General features: G+C 69.4%; 19 protein-coding genes and 1 pseudogene. 11 read left to right on the top strand and 9 right to left on the bottom strand.

All coding sequences use genetic code 11. The features are described from left to right. Window positions 1-23 precede the first annotated feature (23 nt). Window positions 24-305, bottom strand: a complete 282-nt coding sequence (locus tag ACFVHK_RS00100; RefSeq protein ID WP_376927039.1) for a MoaD/ThiS family protein — start codon at window positions 303-305, stop codon at window positions 24-26. After that, a complete protein-coding gene (gene moaA / locus ACFVHK_RS00095) occupies window positions 298-1,365 on the bottom strand; it encodes a GTP 3',8-cyclase MoaA (RefSeq protein ID WP_376927038.1) in 1,068 nt (355 codons plus the stop codon). The genes ACFVHK_RS00100 and moaA overlap by 8 nt, the downstream gene beginning before the upstream one ends. Window positions 1,366-1,493: 128 nt before the next feature. On the opposite strand from moaA, the gene ACFVHK_RS00090 reads away from it, so the two are divergent. From ACFVHK_RS00090 to ACFVHK_RS00075, 4 genes are all read left to right on the top strand, one after another. Continuing rightward, window positions 1,494-2,087 carry a sulfite oxidase-like oxidoreductase gene (locus ACFVHK_RS00090; protein WP_129233237.1) on the top strand — a complete coding sequence of 198 codons (594 nt, stop codon included), beginning with the start codon at window positions 1,494-1,496 and terminating at the stop codon, window positions 2,085-2,087. Next, the gene (locus ACFVHK_RS00085; protein WP_376927037.1) at window positions 2,084-2,842 is read left to right on the top strand and encodes an FAD-binding oxidoreductase; all 759 of its coding nucleotides are present in this window, start codon (window positions 2,084-2,086) and stop codon (window positions 2,840-2,842) included. Before ACFVHK_RS00090 ends, ACFVHK_RS00085 begins: the two co-directional genes overlap by 4 nt. After that, complete coding sequence (locus ACFVHK_RS00080) at window positions 2,842-3,099, top strand: DUF6510 family protein (protein ID WP_207206982.1); 258 nt, start codon at window positions 2,842-2,844, stop codon at window positions 3,097-3,099. Before ACFVHK_RS00085 ends, ACFVHK_RS00080 begins: the two co-directional genes overlap by 1 nt. Window positions 3,100-3,366: 267 nt before the next feature. Further along, the gene (locus ACFVHK_RS00075) at window positions 3,367-3,774 is read left to right on the top strand and encodes a nuclear transport factor 2 family protein (protein WP_376927637.1); all 408 of its coding nucleotides are present in this window, start codon (window positions 3,367-3,369) and stop codon (window positions 3,772-3,774) included. Window positions 3,775-4,342: 568 nt separating this feature from the next. On the opposite strand, the gene ACFVHK_RS00070 is transcribed toward ACFVHK_RS00075, so the two are convergent. Then, a complete protein-coding gene (locus ACFVHK_RS00070; protein ID WP_376927036.1) occupies window positions 4,343-4,993 on the bottom strand; it encodes a TetR/AcrR family transcriptional regulator in 651 nt (216 codons plus the stop codon). 155 nt (window positions 4,994-5,148) lie between these two features. On the opposite strand from ACFVHK_RS00070, the gene ACFVHK_RS00065 reads away from it, so the two are divergent. Next, entirely contained in the window at window positions 5,149-6,003 is an 855-nt protein-coding gene (locus ACFVHK_RS00065) for a hypothetical protein (RefSeq protein WP_376927035.1), read from the top strand. A 44-nt stretch (window positions 6,004-6,047) separates the two neighbouring features. On the opposite strand, the pseudogene ACFVHK_RS00060 reads toward ACFVHK_RS00065, so the two are convergent. Together ACFVHK_RS00060 and ACFVHK_RS00055 are read right to left on the bottom strand one after the other, a co-directional pair. After that, a pseudogene (locus tag ACFVHK_RS00060) lies at window positions 6,048-6,296 on the bottom strand (LLM class flavin-dependent oxidoreductase); the annotation flags it as partial. Between the two features lie 170 nt (window positions 6,297-6,466). Further along, the gene (locus ACFVHK_RS00055) at window positions 6,467-6,811 is read right to left on the bottom strand and encodes a type II toxin-antitoxin system PemK/MazF family toxin (protein ID WP_376927034.1); all 345 of its coding nucleotides are present in this window, start codon (window positions 6,809-6,811) and stop codon (window positions 6,467-6,469) included. Between ACFVHK_RS00055 and ACFVHK_RS00050 the strand changes: the two genes are divergently transcribed. The 5 genes from ACFVHK_RS00050 to ACFVHK_RS00030 all read left to right on the top strand — a co-directional run bounded on the left by ACFVHK_RS00050 (window position 6,780) and on the right by ACFVHK_RS00030 (window position 11,048). Continuing rightward, window positions 6,780-7,178: a nuclear transport factor 2 family protein gene (locus ACFVHK_RS00050; RefSeq protein WP_376927033.1), complete on the top strand. Its 399-nt coding sequence runs from the start codon at window positions 6,780-6,782 to the stop codon at window positions 7,176-7,178. The two genes, ACFVHK_RS00055 and ACFVHK_RS00050, sit on opposite strands and share 32 nt — an antisense overlap. A gap of 644 nt (window positions 7,179-7,822) precedes the next feature. Beyond that, the gene (locus ACFVHK_RS00045; protein ID WP_376927032.1) at window positions 7,823-8,905 is read left to right on the top strand and encodes a fatty acid desaturase family protein; all 1,083 of its coding nucleotides are present in this window, start codon (window positions 7,823-7,825) and stop codon (window positions 8,903-8,905) included. Window positions 8,906-9,041: 136 nt separating this feature from the next. Next, the gene (locus tag ACFVHK_RS00040) at window positions 9,042-9,737 is read left to right on the top strand and encodes a GAF and ANTAR domain-containing protein (RefSeq protein ID WP_376927031.1); all 696 of its coding nucleotides are present in this window, start codon (window positions 9,042-9,044) and stop codon (window positions 9,735-9,737) included. Window positions 9,738-9,768: 31 nt separating this feature from the next. Continuing rightward, complete coding sequence (locus ACFVHK_RS00035) at window positions 9,769-10,506, top strand: GAF and ANTAR domain-containing protein (RefSeq protein ID WP_129233242.1); 738 nt, start codon at window positions 9,769-9,771, stop codon at window positions 10,504-10,506. Between the two features lie 149 nt (window positions 10,507-10,655). After that, the gene (locus ACFVHK_RS00030) at window positions 10,656-11,048 is read left to right on the top strand and encodes a DUF7882 family protein (protein ID WP_129233243.1); all 393 of its coding nucleotides are present in this window, start codon (window positions 10,656-10,658) and stop codon (window positions 11,046-11,048) included. A 247-nt stretch (window positions 11,049-11,295) separates the two neighbouring features. Here the strand turns inward: ACFVHK_RS00030 and ACFVHK_RS00025 are convergent, their stop codons facing one another. The 3 genes from ACFVHK_RS00025 to ACFVHK_RS00015 form a co-directional block, all read right to left on the bottom strand. After that, window positions 11,296-11,466 (bottom strand): hypothetical protein, encoded by a 171-nt coding sequence (locus tag ACFVHK_RS00025; RefSeq protein WP_165307231.1) that lies wholly within the window; start codon window positions 11,464-11,466, stop codon window positions 11,296-11,298. 255 nt (window positions 11,467-11,721) lie between these two features. Beyond that, entirely contained in the window at window positions 11,722-13,485 is a 1,764-nt protein-coding gene (gene ggt / locus ACFVHK_RS00020) for a gamma-glutamyltransferase (protein WP_376927030.1), read from the bottom strand. Window positions 13,486-13,671: 186 nt separating this feature from the next. After that, the gene (locus tag ACFVHK_RS00015; protein WP_376927029.1) at window positions 13,672-14,298 is read right to left on the bottom strand and encodes a hypothetical protein; all 627 of its coding nucleotides are present in this window, start codon (window positions 14,296-14,298) and stop codon (window positions 13,672-13,674) included. A 153-nt stretch (window positions 14,299-14,451) separates the two neighbouring features. On the opposite strand from ACFVHK_RS00015, the gene ACFVHK_RS00010 reads away from it, so the two are divergent. Then, window positions 14,452-14,748: a DUF503 domain-containing protein gene (locus ACFVHK_RS00010; protein WP_129233245.1), complete on the top strand. Its 297-nt coding sequence runs from the start codon at window positions 14,452-14,454 to the stop codon at window positions 14,746-14,748. Window positions 14,749-14,766: 18 nt separating this feature from the next. On the opposite strand, the gene hutI is transcribed toward ACFVHK_RS00010, so the two are convergent. Beyond that, the coding region (gene hutI, locus ACFVHK_RS00005; protein WP_376927028.1) for an imidazolonepropionase at window positions 14,767-15,860 on the bottom strand (1,094 nt) is incomplete at its 5' end.

Here is a 15,860-nt window from a genome sequence, read left to right as displayed (position 1 = left end):
GCCGGCGTCGTCCGGCTCGGCGATCAGCCGCCCGCGAACGGCGGCAGCACGTCGACCTGCGCGCCGATCGAGGCCGCGCGGTCGCGGCGCACCACGCCGTCGACGAGGAACGAGCCATTCGCGACCACGCGCGCCATCGCCGGACCGTAGCGCGCGACGAGCAGGTCGGCGAGGGCGCCCACCGTGGCGGCGCCGCCGTCGCCCGGCATGTCGATCCGCTCCTCCTCGGCTCCGGCCGCCTCGGCCGCCGCAGCGAAGTAGCGCACGAGCACGGTCGTCGTTCCGGTCGTCGCCGTGTCAGCCACCGATGCCCCCCATCGTCCGGACCGGTCGCACGAAGTCGACGTCGTCGATGCCGTGGCCCGCCTTCTTCGCCCACATCGCCGCGCGCCAGACCTCGGCGATCTCGTCGTCTCCCGCGCCCGCGCGCAGCAGTCCCCGCAGGTCGGTCTCGTCGTCGCCGAACAGGCACGAACGGACCGAGCCCTCCGCGGTCAGCCGCGTCCGGTCGCACGCGCCGCAGAACGGGCGGGTCACCGACGCGATGATGCCGACCGTCGCGGGGCCGCCGTCGACGAGCCATTCCTCGGCGGGCGCCGCCGGGTCCTCGCGTCCGACCGGCGTGAGCGCGAAGCGCGCGCCGAGCACCGCGAGCAGTTCCTCGGCGTCGACCATGTGCTCGCGTCGCCACGCCTCGTCGGCGTCGAGCGGCATCTGCTCGATGAAGCGGAGCCGGCACCCGTGCTCGATCGCCCACTCGAGCAGCGCGGGGGCGTCGTGGAGCGTCTCGCGCATGAGCACCGCGTTGACCTTCAGCGGCCCGAGGCCCGCCCGGTGGGCGCCGGCGATCCCTGCGAGCACGGCGGGCAGTCGATCGCGCCGCGTCAGGCGGGCGAAGTGCTCGCGGTCGAGGGTGTCGAGGGAGACGTTCACGCGCGAGAGCCCCGCGTCGCGCAGCGCCTCGGCGCGCTTGTCGAGGCCGATCCCGTTGGTGGTCAGCGCGAGCGGCGTGCCCGGTGCCGCCTCGGCGCTGCGCCGCACGATCTCGACGAGGTCGCCGCGCGTCAGCGGCTCGCCGCCGGTGAAGCGCACCTCGCGGACGCCGAGCTCGTGCACCGCGATGCCGACCAGGCGACCGATCTCGGCTGCGGACAGGAGCTCGTCACGGGGGATCACCGGCAGGCCCTCGGCCGGCATGCAGTACGTGCAGCGCAGCGAGCACGCCGACGTGATCGAGATCCGGAGGTCGTGCGCGACGCGCCCGAAGCGGTCGACGAGCCCCGCGACATCCGGTCGGCCCGCCATCGACGGCACGTCGGAGCCACCCCGGCGGACGGCCGGGATGCCGAGCGCGATGGCAGCCATGTCCCCACCCTACGCAGCGCACCGCCGGTGCGCGCCCGTCTCACGTTTCGTGAAGATGACGAAGCGGATCGACCGGTGACATCCGTGCCCGCCGTCACTATCGTGAGACCGATGGGGGAGGGGGCGCCATGTCGTTCATCACGAGGGGCTTCTCAGGACGTTCACGCGAGCGCGACGATCGGCTGCCCCCGGGGCAGACGCTCGTGGGCGACTTCCCGGTGCTGTCGGCCGGTCCGACGCCGGAGGTCGACACCGCGGAGTGGGAGTTCACGATCCGCACCGAGTCGGGCGCCCAGCACTCCTGGAACTGGGACCAGTTGATGGCGTTGCCGATCGAGGACGTCACGACCGACATCCACTGCGTCACGCACTGGTCGAAGCTGGGCACCGGATGGCGCGGGGTCGCCCTCGACACGCTGTTCGAGGACGTCGACACCGACTACGCGTTCACGATGGCGCACAGCTACGGCGGCTACACGACGAACGTGCCGCTCGAGGACCTGCTCGACGGCAAGGCCTGGATCGCGTTCGAGTTCGACGGCGAGCCGCTCGATCCCGAGCACGGCGGGCCGGCGCGGCTGCTCGTGCCGCACCTCTACTTCTGGAAGAGCGCCAAGTGGGTGCGGGGGCTCGAGATGATGGAGGACGACGAACCCGGGTTCTGGGAGCAGAACGGGTACCACCTGCGGGGCGACCCGTGGAAGGAGGAGCGGTACTGGTGAGCGCTGCTCCCCCCGTGTCGCGCGCGGGATGGCACGTCGCGACCGTCGCCCGCACCAGGCGGGAGACCCCCAGCGCCGCGCGGATCGAGCTCGACGTCGACGGCTGGCCGGGCAACGCCGCCGGACAGCACCTCGACGTGCGCCTCACGGCGGAGGACGGCTACACGGCGACTCGGTCGTACTCGATCGCCTCGTCGGGTGCCGGCTCCCGGGTCGTCCTCGCGGTCGACGAATTGCCCGACGGCGAAGTCTCGCCGTTCCTCGTCGAGGTCCTGCGCGCGGGCGACATGCTCGAGGTGCACGGGCCGCTCGGGGCGTTCTTCGTGTGGCGGCCGCCGTCGATGGGTGGCGATGCCCGCCCGGTGCAGCTCATCGCCGGCGGGTCCGGCGTCGTCCCGCTCTTCGCCATGGCGCAGGCCCACGCCGATGCCGACGACCCGACGCCGTTCCGGTTGCTGTACGCCGTGCGAACGCCCGACGACGTGTACTTCGCCGACGAACTCGCAGCACTGGCCGACGCGCGCTCGCCGTTCCGGTTCGAGGTGATCTACTCGCGCCGCGCCCCGGACGGCTGGCCCACGCCGCCGGGCAGGATCACGCGCGAGCAGCTCGAGGCGGCGGTGATCCCCGCGGCCGATCGACCCGTCGTGTTCGTCTGCGGATCGACGGGCTTCGTCGAGCAGGTCGCGGCCTGGCTCATCGAGCTCGGGCACGATCCCCGCGACATCCGCACCGAGCGCTTCGGAGGCACCTGATGACCGGCCATGTCGACGGCAACGCGATCGCCGGACCGCTCGCCGACTTCTTCTCCTTCGACATCACGACGGCGACCGGCCGCTGCAGGGCCTGCGGCACCGTCGCCGAACTCGCTCGGGCGATGGTCTACGTCAGCGGCGCGGGCACGGTGGTGCGGTGCGCGACGTGCGACAACGTGCTCGCGGTGCTCGTCGACACCGGCGAGCGCGCCTGGATCGACTTCGGCGGGGTCACCGCGATCGAGGTGCGGCGCTAGCCGACCGGAACGAATCGCGGACGGCCGGGCTTCGACGGGCCATGGCGGCCTGCCGCGATGGCGACGCCTTCGTCGCCACGAGGCTGGATTCCGGAGGTCCACTGTCGGGCCTGCGGCCGTCCCCCTTGCGTGCTGCCGTTCCGGGGAGGACACTGGCGCGTGCCGGGGTGCGGTGACACGGCAGTCACGTGGGGCGCGCGGCAGTGCACCGGGTGGCCGCGAACCCGACGGCGTCAGCGCAGACGGACCGTGAGGAGTGTGGTGCAGATGCTCAGCGAACCGGACCTGCTCGTGGCCTTGGAACGCCACTGGGACTACGAGGGCAAGGACTACGACATCTCGCATGAGATCTATCACGACGATGCCGTGCTCGAGTTCCCGCAGTCGGGGGAGCGCTTCGAGGGCCTGAAGAACTTCAAGGAATGGCGCAGCCAGTACCCCGCGAAGCTGAGGTTCCACATTCGGCGGATCACCCACCGCGATGACTTCGTGGTGGCGGAGAACCTGATCAGCTACAACGGCGACCCGTGGATGTACACCGTCAATCTCATCGAGTTCAGGGACGACAAGATCGCCCACGAGCGCATCTACATCATGGATGGCTGGCCGGCCGCGGACTGGCGCTCGCCCTGGCGCGCCGATACGAACGCAGACCCGCCCGCACCATCTCTCTAGCCCCCCAGCCGACCAGGATCGTCGTCGGTCGAACCTTCGCCGCTGGCCGATCTGCAGGAACGGCACGGTCCACCACGGGCCGCGCCGAACCTCACTCATCACAGGCCGCGCTCGCCAGCGGCCAACGCTCCGGCGGCGCACCTTGCTCGAGCCAGATCCGGAGCCGGTCGTAACTCCACGCCGTGGCCCACCCGATCACCGGTCGGACGAGAACATCGAGCGGTCCCCAACCTGGCTCGACGACCCTGCAGCGCGCATCCACGATCACTCAGCGGACGGGAAGTCGAGGGTGATGCCGGGCCGTCGTCAGAGGTCGAGGAAATCCCCCAGCCACATCCGCACGGCCCCGAGGCAATCTGCCGACAGTTGGCCGGAGATCCTCATAGTCGAGCTTGCGCATCATCCAGCCGGCGGTGCTGTATTTCGTGTGGCGTCGAAAGCGTCCGGGGTCGTATGAAGTCCTCGACCGCAAGGGCGAACTCGGCGCGGCGCACAGCTGAAACCCTGAGGCCGCGGTCGAGGTATCCCGATCTCCCGGCCGACCTGCCATGATCCTCGTAGGCGGTGTCTAGTCTGCCTTCAGGAGCACGGACTTGAGCGTCTCTGCCTTCCACTCTTGGAGCACGTCGCGCGAGATGCCGCTGTCAATGACCTTGACCCAGGTCTCCGGCGATACGGTCATCCACAGGAATCTGGCCAGCTCCTCCCGGGGGCGGTCCTCCCGCAGAAATCCTCGTTGCTCGAGCACGTCGATGATCCATTGCTGCGATTCGAATCGGGCCTCTTCCTGGCGGCGCCAGTGCTCGGCGACGATCGGATCGAGAGCGGCAGCCTCGAGCAGGAGCCTGGCCATTCCTGTGGCCTGCATTGCCACCTCGAGGTCGTGCTCGACGAAGCGGTCGATGATGTCCGAGCCGGTGGCCGCGGCATCCATCCCCGCGAGGATCGTTTGGAGATCGTGTGGTGCCGACGGCGCCCGATTCTTGAGCGCCTCGATGAGCCGACGCTTGAGCGCCTCGATGAGAAGCGTCGCCTTGTCGCCGAAGAGGTTGTAGATCGTCCCCTCCGCGACGCCGGCGGCCCGGGCGATGTCTCGAACGGTGGTCTTCGCGTAGCCCTCCTGCAGGAACAGCAGTCCCGCCGCTTCGGAGATGTGCGCGCGACCCGCCTCCTTCTGCAACTCACGCAGACTTGGCTTCCGCGACGAAGTCGATGACATGAGCTCATTGTACTCAGTGAAGTCATACTCTAAGCTCTGAACTACGTGGCAATTCAAGGAGCATGCTTCATTTCAAGAAGTGCTGATCATGGGATCGCTGCCCCAACGACCGCCACAAGGTCCGCTGTGCGAAGCCGGAAGAAGGGGAACAGACGATGGAGGGCATCAGAACCAACCGATGGTGGGTGGCCGCGGCGATCGTGATGTGGACGATCGGCGCGCTCTCTCTCGTCCAGGCTGCGGGCTTCTGGATCATCTCAGAAGCCCGAGGCGAGCCGACGCCATGGATGTTCATCGATCACGCCGGGCCAGCCGTCACGTCTCTCCTGATCGGCGTCGCGACCCTCGCGATCGGAATCGCCGCTGCACTCGCGGGCAGACGCCGAAGCAAGACGACACCCAGCGATCGGAACAGCATCAGCCACACCATCGCCTCCACGTCCGCTTTCGCTGCCGCACTCTTCTTTGTTCTCGGGATGATCGTGATCATCGGTCCGGGAGTGCAGAATGAGTTCGAAGGCTCACCACCGCCAAGCGTGATCGTGTATGTGTTCGCCGGGTTGGCATTCCACTTCGCGCTGTTGCCCGTGATCTCCGCCCTTCCGGCTCCGGCTTGGGCGACCGCGTCGGGCTACGTCTGGGTCGTCGTCGACAACATGATCTTGATGCTGACGCTGTACAGCACGAGCGCAGAGATCATCAATCCGCTTCGCTGGGGCATCCATCTTGCCGCCGCCACGTGGTTCTTCGGTGCGAGCTTGAGGCAGAGCGGCGTGTCTCAATGGGTCGGCTTCATCGTCGCGCTCGGGATGGCTGGCGCCTCCCTCGGTGGCGGCTTCACGGAGTCCGCTCTCCTGCTGCTGCGAGTCTCCGGTCCGCTCGTGGTCCTCTGGCTCATCCTGGTCGGAATCCAGCTCAGCAAGGCGAACGAGCCGGCGCGGGCCGGCGCGCCCGCTTCCGTACCGCTGCAGCAGGAGAATGAGCCCGTCGCCCGCGTAGAGAGGAACTGACAGCGCACCGCGGGGCAGGTGATGGTGCCCACGGTCGCGCTGGTTCAAGGCGAACCAAGAGCGTGCACGGCGGACTCGGCGGGGTCGAGTCCGCCGTCGGGCAGTGAGCGAGGCACGAACCCGATGATGTCGGCGTTGCGGGCGGCGAAGCGGGTCATGTGGGGGCCGCCGCCGCCGAGGAGCAGCGGGATCGGCTGCTCCACGGGCTCCAAGAGGAGCTCGGCTTCGTCGAGGTGGTAGAACCGGCCGGACTGGGTCACCGTGTCCCCGCGATGCAGAGCGCGGATGATGTGGACGGCTTCCTCCTATCGGGAGACGCGGGTCGGTCCGTCGTCGAACGGGATGCCGACCATCGTGTACTCGCGGGGCGCTCCGCTGGCGTCGAATTGAATCGCCACGCTAGGCGCACAGGATCCCTCAGCGCGACGTGGAGGCCGCGGATGATGTCGGGTGCCGGTCGTGGTCAGAGATCGAGGAAGTCACCGAGCCACATCCGCACGGCTTCGAGGCACTCGGGCGATACCTGACCCGAGATCCTCGTCAGCCGGTCACGCGAGAGGGTTCGCGGTTGCTCGGTCATGATCCATGACGGCCGATCGAGACCGCTGTGCCCGTCGACCCGGACGTGGTTGGGCCATCCGCGGTCGGTGGTCGTGATCGGCAGCACGATCGCGAGGGTCGTGACCGCGTCCAGGTATCCGGCGGAGGCGATCACCAGCACCGGCCTGTGGCCACCCTGCTCCCGACCACGAACCGGCTCGAGCGATGCCCAGGCGATGACACCGGGAGCGAGTTCCGCCTCGGTCACGACTGGGCGTCGGCCAACTCGGTGCGCTCCCTGTCATGAGATCTATCACGACGATGCCGTGCTCGAGTTCCCGCAGTCGGGGGAGCGCTTCGAGGGCCTGAAGAACTTCAAGGAATGGCGCAGCCAGTACCCCGCGAAGCTGAGGTTCCACATTCGGCGGATCACCCACCGCGATGACTTCGTGGTGGCGGAGAACCTGATCAGCTACAACGGGGACCCGTGGATGTACACCGTCAATCTCATCGAGTTCAGGGACGACAAGATCGCCCACGAGCGCATCTACATCATGGATGGCTGGCCGGCCGCGGACTGGCGCTCGCCCTGGCGCGCCGATACGAACGCAGGCCCGCCCGCACCATCTCTCTAGCCCGCCAGCCGACCATCGCGGCCTCCTGGTCCCTCTCCGCACATGCCGGCGAGCGGGCAGCGCGTCGTCCCGCGAACCACTCGAACGACGCCGACGCATCGGGCGCAACGAGGCCCACGGCGCCGGCGAGCAGTCCCGAACGACCACCGGACACGTTCGGGAGGTACCTCGACCAGAACACCCGCCCGCCTCGTGCGCCGGTCGCGGCGCCGGATCGTAACACGCGCTGCGGAGGACGTCACCCCCTGTCGTCGGTAGAGGCGGCGGAGTACCTTCCCTAGCAGTTGCCCCAGATCCCGGCCGCTGAAAGTCATTCGCTCACGGCTGGGGGATCTCATGGGCAAGCTCGTGTCCGGCCCGGACGGGTATGCGCTCGAGGTCGACACCGCTGACCCGGTTCGTTTCGAGTTCGCCGCCTCGGCATGCCACGACGTGAACCGAGGATGGTCGCGTGCGCTGGCGCAGTCAGCGTCGACGCCGAACGGCTTCGCAACGTCCCCGCGCCTCCGACCTCGGTCGAGGACGCGCTCCTCGCCGCCGGATCAGCCGACGACAGAAAGCACCGTGTCCCGGCCTGATCACACATTCCTCCGCACATCTCGGCCCCGGACCCCGGCCACCACGATTCGAAAGGCCGGTATTCCATGGTCCGGACCACACCCGCCGGTTCGGCTGCCGTTGACCGGGCCGGGCAGGCCAGTGATTTCTCGGGTCTCGCCATGCTCATCCAAGAGGCCGGGTTGATGCGACGCCGGTACGGCTACTACTGGGCGAAACTCATCCTCGTACCGGTGCTCCTCGCCGGCGCGATCGTGCTCTTCGTCGTACTCGGCGACACGTGGTGGCAGATGTTCACGGCCGTCGGCTTCGGTATCCTCTTCACCCAGATCGCCTTCCTGGGTCACGACGCCGCCCATCGACAGATCTTCCTGTCAGGGCGGTGGAACGATTGGATCAGCCTGCTTCTCGGCGATCTCTTCGTCGGGATGAGCTATGGATGGTGGCGGCACAAGCACACACGCCACCACGCGAACCCCAACAAGGTCGGCACCGATCCCGACCTCGAGCTGCCCGTCATCTCCTTCACGCCCGAACAGGCGGGACGCCGGCGCAATCCGGTGACCGCGTGGCTCATCGCCCACCAGGGTCTGTTCTTCTTCCCGGTGCTGACCCTCGAAGGGCTCTCCCTGCACGCGTCGAGCGTCGCTCGCGTCCTCAAGCGTGAACAGGTGGACCGGCGCTGGGTGGAGATCCTCCTCCTCAGCGTCCGGCTCGGCGGCTTCGTCGCGCTGGTGTTCATCATCCTGTCGCCAGGAGTCGCGGCCGCGTTCCTCGCGGTGCAGCTCGCCGTCTTCGGCGTGTACATGGGAGCGTCCTTCGCCCCCAACCACAAGGGCATGCCGCTCGTACCGAGGACCGCACGACTCGACTTCCTCCGACGCCAGGTCCTCATGAGCAGGAACATTCGCGGGAGCCGCGTCATCGATACCCTCATGGGCGGCCTCAATTACCAGGTCGAACACCACCTCTTCCCATCGATGCCGCGACCGCACCTGCGTCGTGCCGCCCCGATCGTCAAGGCCTATTGCCGGGAGCGTGACATCCCCTACACGGAGACCGGGCTGTTCCAGTCCTACGGTGTCGTCCTGCGGTACATCGATCGTGTCGGTCTCGGCGAGCGCGACCCATTCGACTGCCCCCTCATCGCGCAGCGACGGGCCATCTAGGGACGAGCGTGACGACGCAACCCGATCCGCGGCCGCTGGGAGCTTGGGCCTGTAGAGTCACGACCAGGACGCCGGGTCCGCGCGGCCCGGCAGAACGAGTGTGCGTCCTCTGCTGGTTTCGAGGGCGAGGAGGCTGATGGTGGGCACTGGAAGTGGTGCCGGCGCATCCGGCCCGCTGCAGCCCGTTCCGTTGCACGCCAGTTTCCTGGCGCGCCTGCCCGTCGATGGCGCGTCGGTGTCCGTGGTGACGGTTGCTGGGAGCCATTCCACGGTCTCTTCCAGCGATGCGCTGGCCACCCGTCTCGAGCAGCTCCAGTTCGACCTCGGGGAGGGGCCGCATTATCGGGCGCTCGAGAGTCGAAAGCCCGTACTGGTGGCCGACGTGCGATCGGCCGATCACTCGGCATGGCCCATGTTCGGGCAGGCTGTCGTGCAGACCGAGGCGAGGGCGGTGTTCTCGTTCCCGCTGCGCATCGGGGCGGTGACCGTGGGCGTCGTGGACTTGCACCGACTGTCGCCGGGTGACCTCTCCGACCTCGACCTCGCCCACGCTGCCGCGCTTGCCGGAGCGATCGCGGGGAAGGCGGCAGCCTACGCGGCTGCGGACGCCGACGGCGAGGGACGAGATGAGCTGGTCGCGGGGACGCGACGCCAGGTCCACCAGGCGACCGGCATGATGGCGGTCCAATTGGACACGTCGGTCACGGACGCGTTCGCCCGCCTTCGCGGGCACGCGTACGCGGCCGGCCGAAGCGTGGACGAGGTGGCTCGTGATGTGGTCGCCGGGGTTCTCGACTTCACTGACGACCCGACAGATAGCGAGACTGCATGATGTGCAGCAGACTGGGCGAAGGACGATGATGATGGCCGAACGATCCCGGGATGCCCGGCTCAGCGCTGCGTTCGTGAAGGTGGCGGACACGTTGATCGACGATTACGACGTGGTCGACCTGCTCGACACGCTGGCGCAGGAATGCGTCATCCTGGTCGATTCCGATGCCGGGGGGCTACTGATCGCCGACACGGAGGGAACCTTGCAGCTGGTCGCGTCCACCAACGAGGCGGCCGAGTTCGTGGAAGTCATCCAACTCGACGCGGGTGAGGGGCCGTGCATGGAAGCGTTCCAGACCGGCGCGGGCGTCACCATCCCGGACATGTCCGTGGAAGATCGGTGGCCGGCGTTCCGTGCCGCCGCGACCGGGCAGGGGTTCCAGTCGATGCACGCCTTCCCGATGCGGTTGCGCGGGCAGACGATCGGCGCGATGGGACTCTTCAGCGGCGCCACCGGCGAGCTCAGCGAGTCGGATGTCGCCGTCGCACAAGCCCTGGCCGATGTCGCCACGATCGGCATCCTGCAGGAACGTTCCCTGCGGGACTCGACACTGGTGGCCGACCAACTGCAGCGCGCCCTCGACAGCAGGGTCATCATCGAGCAGGCCAAAGGCGTGATCGCCGCGCAGACCGGCGTCGACATGCACACCGCGTTCACGATCCTCCGCGACTACGCCCGTCACCATCAACTCAAACTCAGCACCGTCGCCGAGGAAGTGGCCGAACGCGCCCTCACCCTGCCGGCAACCGCTCGAGCCAGAGCCAAGTAGTCCTCTCCCGTCGACCGCCGCGCGCGGATTTCCGACCGGTCTCTGCCCGACGATCGCATTGTGGGGCGACCTGCGCTGACGTACTATCCGAACAGTTGCCCCCGGACCCTGGTCGACTGGCCGAATGCCAACACGACCCTGGAGACGACATGGGCATCATCTACTACGGATTCGACTCGCACAGGGTCGTCATCGACGATCGCACGCTGGCGCACCTCGAACTCGTCATCTACAGCAAGCTCCGGCGCAACGAACGCTTCGCCCTGGCCCTCACCGCACCCGACAGCGAGGGTGGCATCGCCCATTCCCTTTGGATGGACTCGTCGATCCCGCTCCGATTCGAATACGAGTCGGAGTTCCACGCCGCGATCAACCGTGACTGGCTGGAGGCCCTGAGCAAGACTGCGACCAGTCTCCGCGGGCTCCGCATCGTCGACGAGCCGGCCCCGATCCTGATCTTCCCATCAGCCACCCGGGTCAAGAAAGCCGACGAGGCCGTCCCAGCCGGCCATGCTGCGGTGAAGGAACGCGTCTCAGCATGAGCGCGGGTTCCTGAGCGCCATTCGCTCCAGGGTTCCGTACGACTTCACTCTCGTCGTCGCCCCGCAGGCCATCTCGGGCTGGATCGGCGGCGGCGCGGCGAGCGATAGCGACGCCTCAGCCGGGGATGGACGGCGGCGATCGTCGTCGGTTTCGGTGGGTCCAACGGGCTTCGCACCCGCCGATGGTGACGACGTTCCCACCCGGCAACGGCTCAGCCGCCGCCGGTCCGGGCAGGCGGCGCGCACCTCACGACTCTGCCTTGCGGTTCCGGGCGCTCTGGCGGATGAACCCCACGATCAGCGTCCCGACGAACAGCACGATGCCGATGATGCCCAGCCACAGGAGGCCCTCGAAGACGAAGCCCACGATCGAGAGGATCGCCCACGCGACGAGCAGGATTACGATCGCGGTCCACATGCCGTCAGGGTACGCGGAACGCACGCTCCGAGGACGGGTCGAACGTCCCCTCGCGCCAGCTGTCCGACTGCAGCTCCCCGGTGAAGCGGCACGCGGTCGACCTGTGCAGCAGAGGCACAGCGGCATCCGGCCTGTGCTGCACGGAACGAGCGTTCCTCTGCGGTCGAACTCCTACCGGGAGACAGGACGAGCTCGGTGGAGCGAGCACGGCCGAGGTGCCGCGGTGGTCGCGGCCATCCGGTCGTAGGGGTGGGGTCAGCGGCCGCCGACCGTCCCGTCACGGCGGAGGTCGGCGCCGCCGAGGAGGCCGTCTGGGGTCACCTCGATGATCGACAGACCGCTCTCCAGGGTCGCGATCGATACGTTGTGGCCACGGGCCTGGAGTTGCGCGGCGAGCGCGGCGGCGTCGTAGTCGAGGGTCACGCCGGGCACCGGCGTCTCGATCTCGGTCGACCCGTTGCGGTTCTGGTAGTGCGGGACGGCGATCGAGTACTGCGGGTCGAGGCCGAAGTCGACGTGGTTGACGATCGACTGGGCGGTGTAGCCGATGATCCGCGAACCGCCGGGCGATCCGGTCACCAGCTCGACCGCGCCCGTGGCGTCGAACACGATCGTGGGCGACATCGAGCTGCGCGGACGCTTCTCGGGCTGGACGCGGTTGGCGATCGGCGTCCCGTCGCCCGCGACCGGGGCGAACGAGAAGTCGGTGAGCTGGTTGTTGAGCAGGAACCCGTGCACCATGACGCCGTTGCCGAAGGAGCTCTCGACGCTCGTCGTCATCGAGAGCGCGTTGCCCCAGCGGTCGATGATCGAGATGTGGCTGGTGCCGCTCGTCTTCGCGGTCTCGTCGGGCGCGGTCGGGTCGAACTCGCCGGGCGGGGTGCCCGGGAGGGCAGTGCCCATGTCGGCGTCGGTGATGAGGGCGGCCCGCGACGCGAGGTAGGCCTCGTCGAGCATCCCGGCCGCGGGGACGGTCACGAAGTCGGGGTCGCCGACGTAGAGGTTGCGGTCCGCGAAGGCGAGGCGGCCCGCCTGTGTGAACAGGTGGACGACCTCGTCGTCGAGCGGGTCGCCGGCGCCCGCGCCCGAAACGTCGAAGTTCTCGAGGATCCCGAGGATCTGGCCGACGGCGAGGCCGCCGGACGAGGGCGGCCCCATGCCGCAGACCTCGTTGCCGCGATAGTCCAGGCACACCGGGTCGCGCTCGACGACGTCGTAGGCGGCGAGATCCGCGGTCGTCATGTCGCCGGGGATGGCCGGGTCCGACTGGACCGCGTCCGCGATCGCCTCGGCGATCGGCCCCTCGTAGAAGGCGTCGGCGCCGCCCTTGGCGAGGGCCTTCATCACGTCGGCGTACTCGGGGTTGGTGACGATCGTCCCGGCCGGCTTCGCCTCGCACGTCGCCGCGTCGGCGAAGTAGGCGAGGGCGGCGGGGTCGCGGAAGAACAGCCGGTCGGTGCACGACGCGTTGAGCGCGAGCAGGCTCGCCGCCTGCGATGAGGTCCGCTGGGTGAGCGCGAAGCCGTCCTGGGCGAGGGCCTTGGCCGGGTTGAACAGTGTCTGCCACGGCCGCTCGCCGTACCGTTCGTGCAGGTCCTCGAGGAGCCGCGGCACGCCGGGCACGCCCACCGAGAGCCCGCTCTGCCAGGCTGCGAAGAATCCCAGGCCGAGGAAGCGGTCCTCGGTCGCGGCCGACGGCGCCTTCTCGCGGGCGTCGAAGGTGGTCGTCGTCCCGGTCGCCGCATCGTGGTAGACCACGAACGCGCCGCCGCCGATGCCGCTGGACTGGGGTTCGACGAGGCCGAGCACGGTCTGCGCCGCGATCATCGCGTCGACCGCGCTGCCGCCGGATCGAAGGACCCGTTCGCCGGCCTCCGTCGCGAGCGGGTTCGCGGTGACGACCATCTCGCGCGAGGTCGCCGTCGACTCGAAGGTGGGTACGGCGGCCGAGGCCGAACCCGCCACCACCAGGGTCGCCGCACTCACCGCGGCGATCGATGCGAACACCTTCCGGAACATGGCGGACCCCCTGTCGCTGCGCAGCTGCGTCGCTGCACCTTCCCCCGGCCGAGTCTCGCAGACTCGGGCGCCCGAGACCAGAGGGTCGGACGCGCCCGCGCCGGTCCCGGGCGCCACGCCGACCGGTCGAGACGGGAGCATCGTGGGAAGGCCCCGCGACGGAGCGGATCGCGGATCCGATCCGCATCACGTCACGGTCGAGGCGACCGCGAGCCACCAGATCGGGAACGCGACCCACGCCAGGCCGCCGATCGCGACGGCGACCCCGAGCAGCGTCGGGCGGAGCACCGACCCCTCCGCGACGACCGATGCGATGCCGCCCACGATCGCGCCCACCGCGAACGCCGCGATCATGGCGATGGCGAAGGACATCAGCCAGGCCGGCAGCACGCCGGCATCGCGCGCTGCCGCCGACACGACGGCCGACCAGGTGAACGCGACGACCGTCGCCGCGGCCGCGACGATCGACTGTGCCAGCAGGTCGGCCACGCCGGCGAGCATGAGCACCGTCACGATCGCGATGGCGGCGGCACCGACGCAGGCGAGCACGGTGAGCGCCCACAGCCATGGTCCGGCGACGACGTACCGGGCCAGCAGCACCATCGCGACGATCCACGGCAGGGCGCCGATGACCGCGAGCCAGTCGTTCACGGGGCCGAGCCACGACCACCTGGAGTGCGGGGTCGAGAACGGCGTCGCGAGCACGAAGAACAGGACGAGCGCGACGAGCGCCGCGATGCTCACGAACCCCTGCAGCCCGGCCCAGATGCGGACCTGCTCGGTTCCGGCAGCGCGGTCGATGGCGAGATCCATGATCCCCACCTCCTCGAGGAGTCCCCGAGTCCATCGTGCTCCTGCGGAGCCGGATGCCACGGGACGGACGGCCCGAGCCGTGACGCCGGTCCGCCCAGCCCGCCCGCGACGGGCGCGCTCGTCGCCTGCGGGTGGTCGTGGGATGCTGTCCGGATGTGGATCGGCTGGATCGAGTTCGACGTGCTGTTGGGCGACGTCCACTCGCTCAAGCAGAAGCGCTCGATCGTGCGGCCCATCCTCGCCGAGCTCCGGCGAGCGACCGAGGCCTCGGTCGCCGAGGTCGGGGCGCATGACCTGCACCGGCGGGTCGAGCTCGGCGTCGCGGTGGCGGGATCGGCGGCGGACCGCGTGACCGAGGTGCTCGATCGCGCCGAACGGCTCGTGGCGGCCCATCCCGAGGTGACGCTGCTCTCGGCGCGCCGACGGCTCCGCCGCACCGACGACGAGTGACGCCCACGTCGCGCGCGGTCAGGCGACCCGGCGCCCGTCCTTCCACGTCTGCGTGACGATCGGCACGCCCGGGCGGTACGCGAGATGGATGCTGCTCGGCGCATCGAGCACAGCCAGGTCGGCGTGCATGCCCGGCCGGAGCGCGCCGACGTCGGACCGCCGGAGCGCGAGCGCACCTCCGGCGGTCGACGCCCACACCGCCTCGGCCGGCGTCATCCCCATGTCGCGCACCGCGACCGCGATGCAGAACGGCATCGAGCTCGTGAAGCTCGAGCCCGGGTTGCAGTCGCTCGCGAGGGCGACGGTGACGCCCGCGTCGATGAGCCGGCGCGCGTCGGGGTAGGGCTGGCGCGTCGAGAACTCCACGCCCGGCAGCAGCGTCGCGACCGTCGACGAGCCGGCCAGGGCGGCGACGTCCTCGTCTGAGAGGTAGGTGCAGTGGTCGACGGACGCCGCGCCGAGCTCGACCGCAAGCGCGACGCCCGGCCCGTCGCCGAGCTGGTTGCCGTGCACGCGCACTCCGAGGCCCGCAGCGCGCCCCGCCTCGAGCACGCGGCGGGACTGTTCGGCCGTGAACGCGCCGCGTTCGCAGAATGCGTCGACCCACCGCGCGTGGGGCGCGCAGGCCTCGAGCATCTCGCCGACGACGAGGTCGACGTAGGCGTCGGCGCCCGGCCCATCCGGTTCGCGGTACTCGAACGGCACCACATGCGCACCGAGGAATGTGACCTCGTCGGTGACCTCGGCCGCGAGTCGGGCGAGCCTCGCCTCGTCGTCGACGCTGAGCCCGTATCCCGTCTTGACCTCGAACGTCGTGGTGCCCTGGCGGCGCAGCTCGGCGACCAATGCCGCCAGGCGAGTGCGCAGCTCGTCGTCGGTCGCTGCGCGCGTGGCCGCGACCGTCGAGCGGATGCCGCCGGCTTCATATGCATGTCCGGACATGCGCGCCGCGAACTCCTCGGCGCGGTCGCCGCCGAAGACGAGATGGGTGTGGCTGTCGACGAAGCCCGGGACCACGGCGCGCCCGCCGAGGTCGACGACCTCGACGTCGGCGTCCGCCGGCGCATGCGCGGCGGGGCCGACCCAGGCGACGCGGCCGTCCTCGACGAGGA

The organism is Agromyces binzhouensis, assembly GCF_042672355.1.
GTDB classification, from domain to species: domain Bacteria; phylum Actinomycetota; class Actinomycetes; order Actinomycetales; family Microbacteriaceae; genus Agromyces; species Agromyces binzhouensis.
The sequence above is the reverse complement of the archived record's forward strand: the minus strand, read 5'-3'. Positions and strand labels throughout refer to the sequence as shown.

What these genes read in the sequence shown, in the direction of transcription:
- moaA (WP_376927038.1), bottom strand. Translation starts at nt 1,365, where the DNA reads ATGGCTGCCATCGCGCTCGGCATCCCGGCCGTCCGCCGGGGTGGCTCC.
- ACFVHK_RS00090 (WP_129233237.1), top strand. Translation starts at nt 1,494, where the DNA reads ATGTCGTTCATCACGAGGGGCTTCTCAGGACGTTCACGCGAGCGCGAC.
- ACFVHK_RS00080 (WP_207206982.1), top strand. Translation starts at nt 2,842, where the DNA reads ATGACCGGCCATGTCGACGGCAACGCGATCGCCGGACCGCTCGCCGAC.
- ACFVHK_RS00075 (WP_376927637.1), top strand. Translation starts at nt 3,367, where the DNA reads ATGCTCAGCGAACCGGACCTGCTCGTGGCCTTGGAACGCCACTGGGAC.
- ACFVHK_RS00070 (WP_376927036.1), bottom strand. Translation starts at nt 4,993, where the DNA reads ATGTCATCGACTTCGTCGCGGAAGCCAAGTCTGCGTGAGTTGCAGAAG.
- ACFVHK_RS00065 (WP_376927035.1), top strand. Translation starts at nt 5,149, where the DNA reads ATGGAGGGCATCAGAACCAACCGATGGTGGGTGGCCGCGGCGATCGTG.
- ACFVHK_RS00050 (WP_376927033.1), top strand. Translation starts at nt 6,780, where the DNA reads ATGACACCGGGAGCGAGTTCCGCCTCGGTCACGACTGGGCGTCGGCCA.
- ACFVHK_RS00045 (WP_376927032.1), top strand. Translation starts at nt 7,823, where the DNA reads ATGGTCCGGACCACACCCGCCGGTTCGGCTGCCGTTGACCGGGCCGGG.
- ACFVHK_RS00040 (WP_376927031.1), top strand. Translation starts at nt 9,042, where the DNA reads ATGGTGGGCACTGGAAGTGGTGCCGGCGCATCCGGCCCGCTGCAGCCC.
- ACFVHK_RS00035 (WP_129233242.1), top strand. Translation starts at nt 9,769, where the DNA reads ATGGCCGAACGATCCCGGGATGCCCGGCTCAGCGCTGCGTTCGTGAAG.
- ACFVHK_RS00030 (WP_129233243.1), top strand. Translation starts at nt 10,656, where the DNA reads ATGGGCATCATCTACTACGGATTCGACTCGCACAGGGTCGTCATCGAC.
- ACFVHK_RS00025 (WP_165307231.1), bottom strand. Translation starts at nt 11,466, where the DNA reads ATGTGGACCGCGATCGTAATCCTGCTCGTCGCGTGGGCGATCCTCTCG.
- ggt (WP_376927030.1), bottom strand. Translation starts at nt 13,485, where the DNA reads ATGTTCCGGAAGGTGTTCGCATCGATCGCCGCGGTGAGTGCGGCGACC.
- ACFVHK_RS00015 (WP_376927029.1), bottom strand. Translation starts at nt 14,298, where the DNA reads ATGGATCTCGCCATCGACCGCGCTGCCGGAACCGAGCAGGTCCGCATC.
- ACFVHK_RS00010 (WP_129233245.1), top strand. Translation starts at nt 14,452, where the DNA reads ATGTGGATCGGCTGGATCGAGTTCGACGTGCTGTTGGGCGACGTCCAC.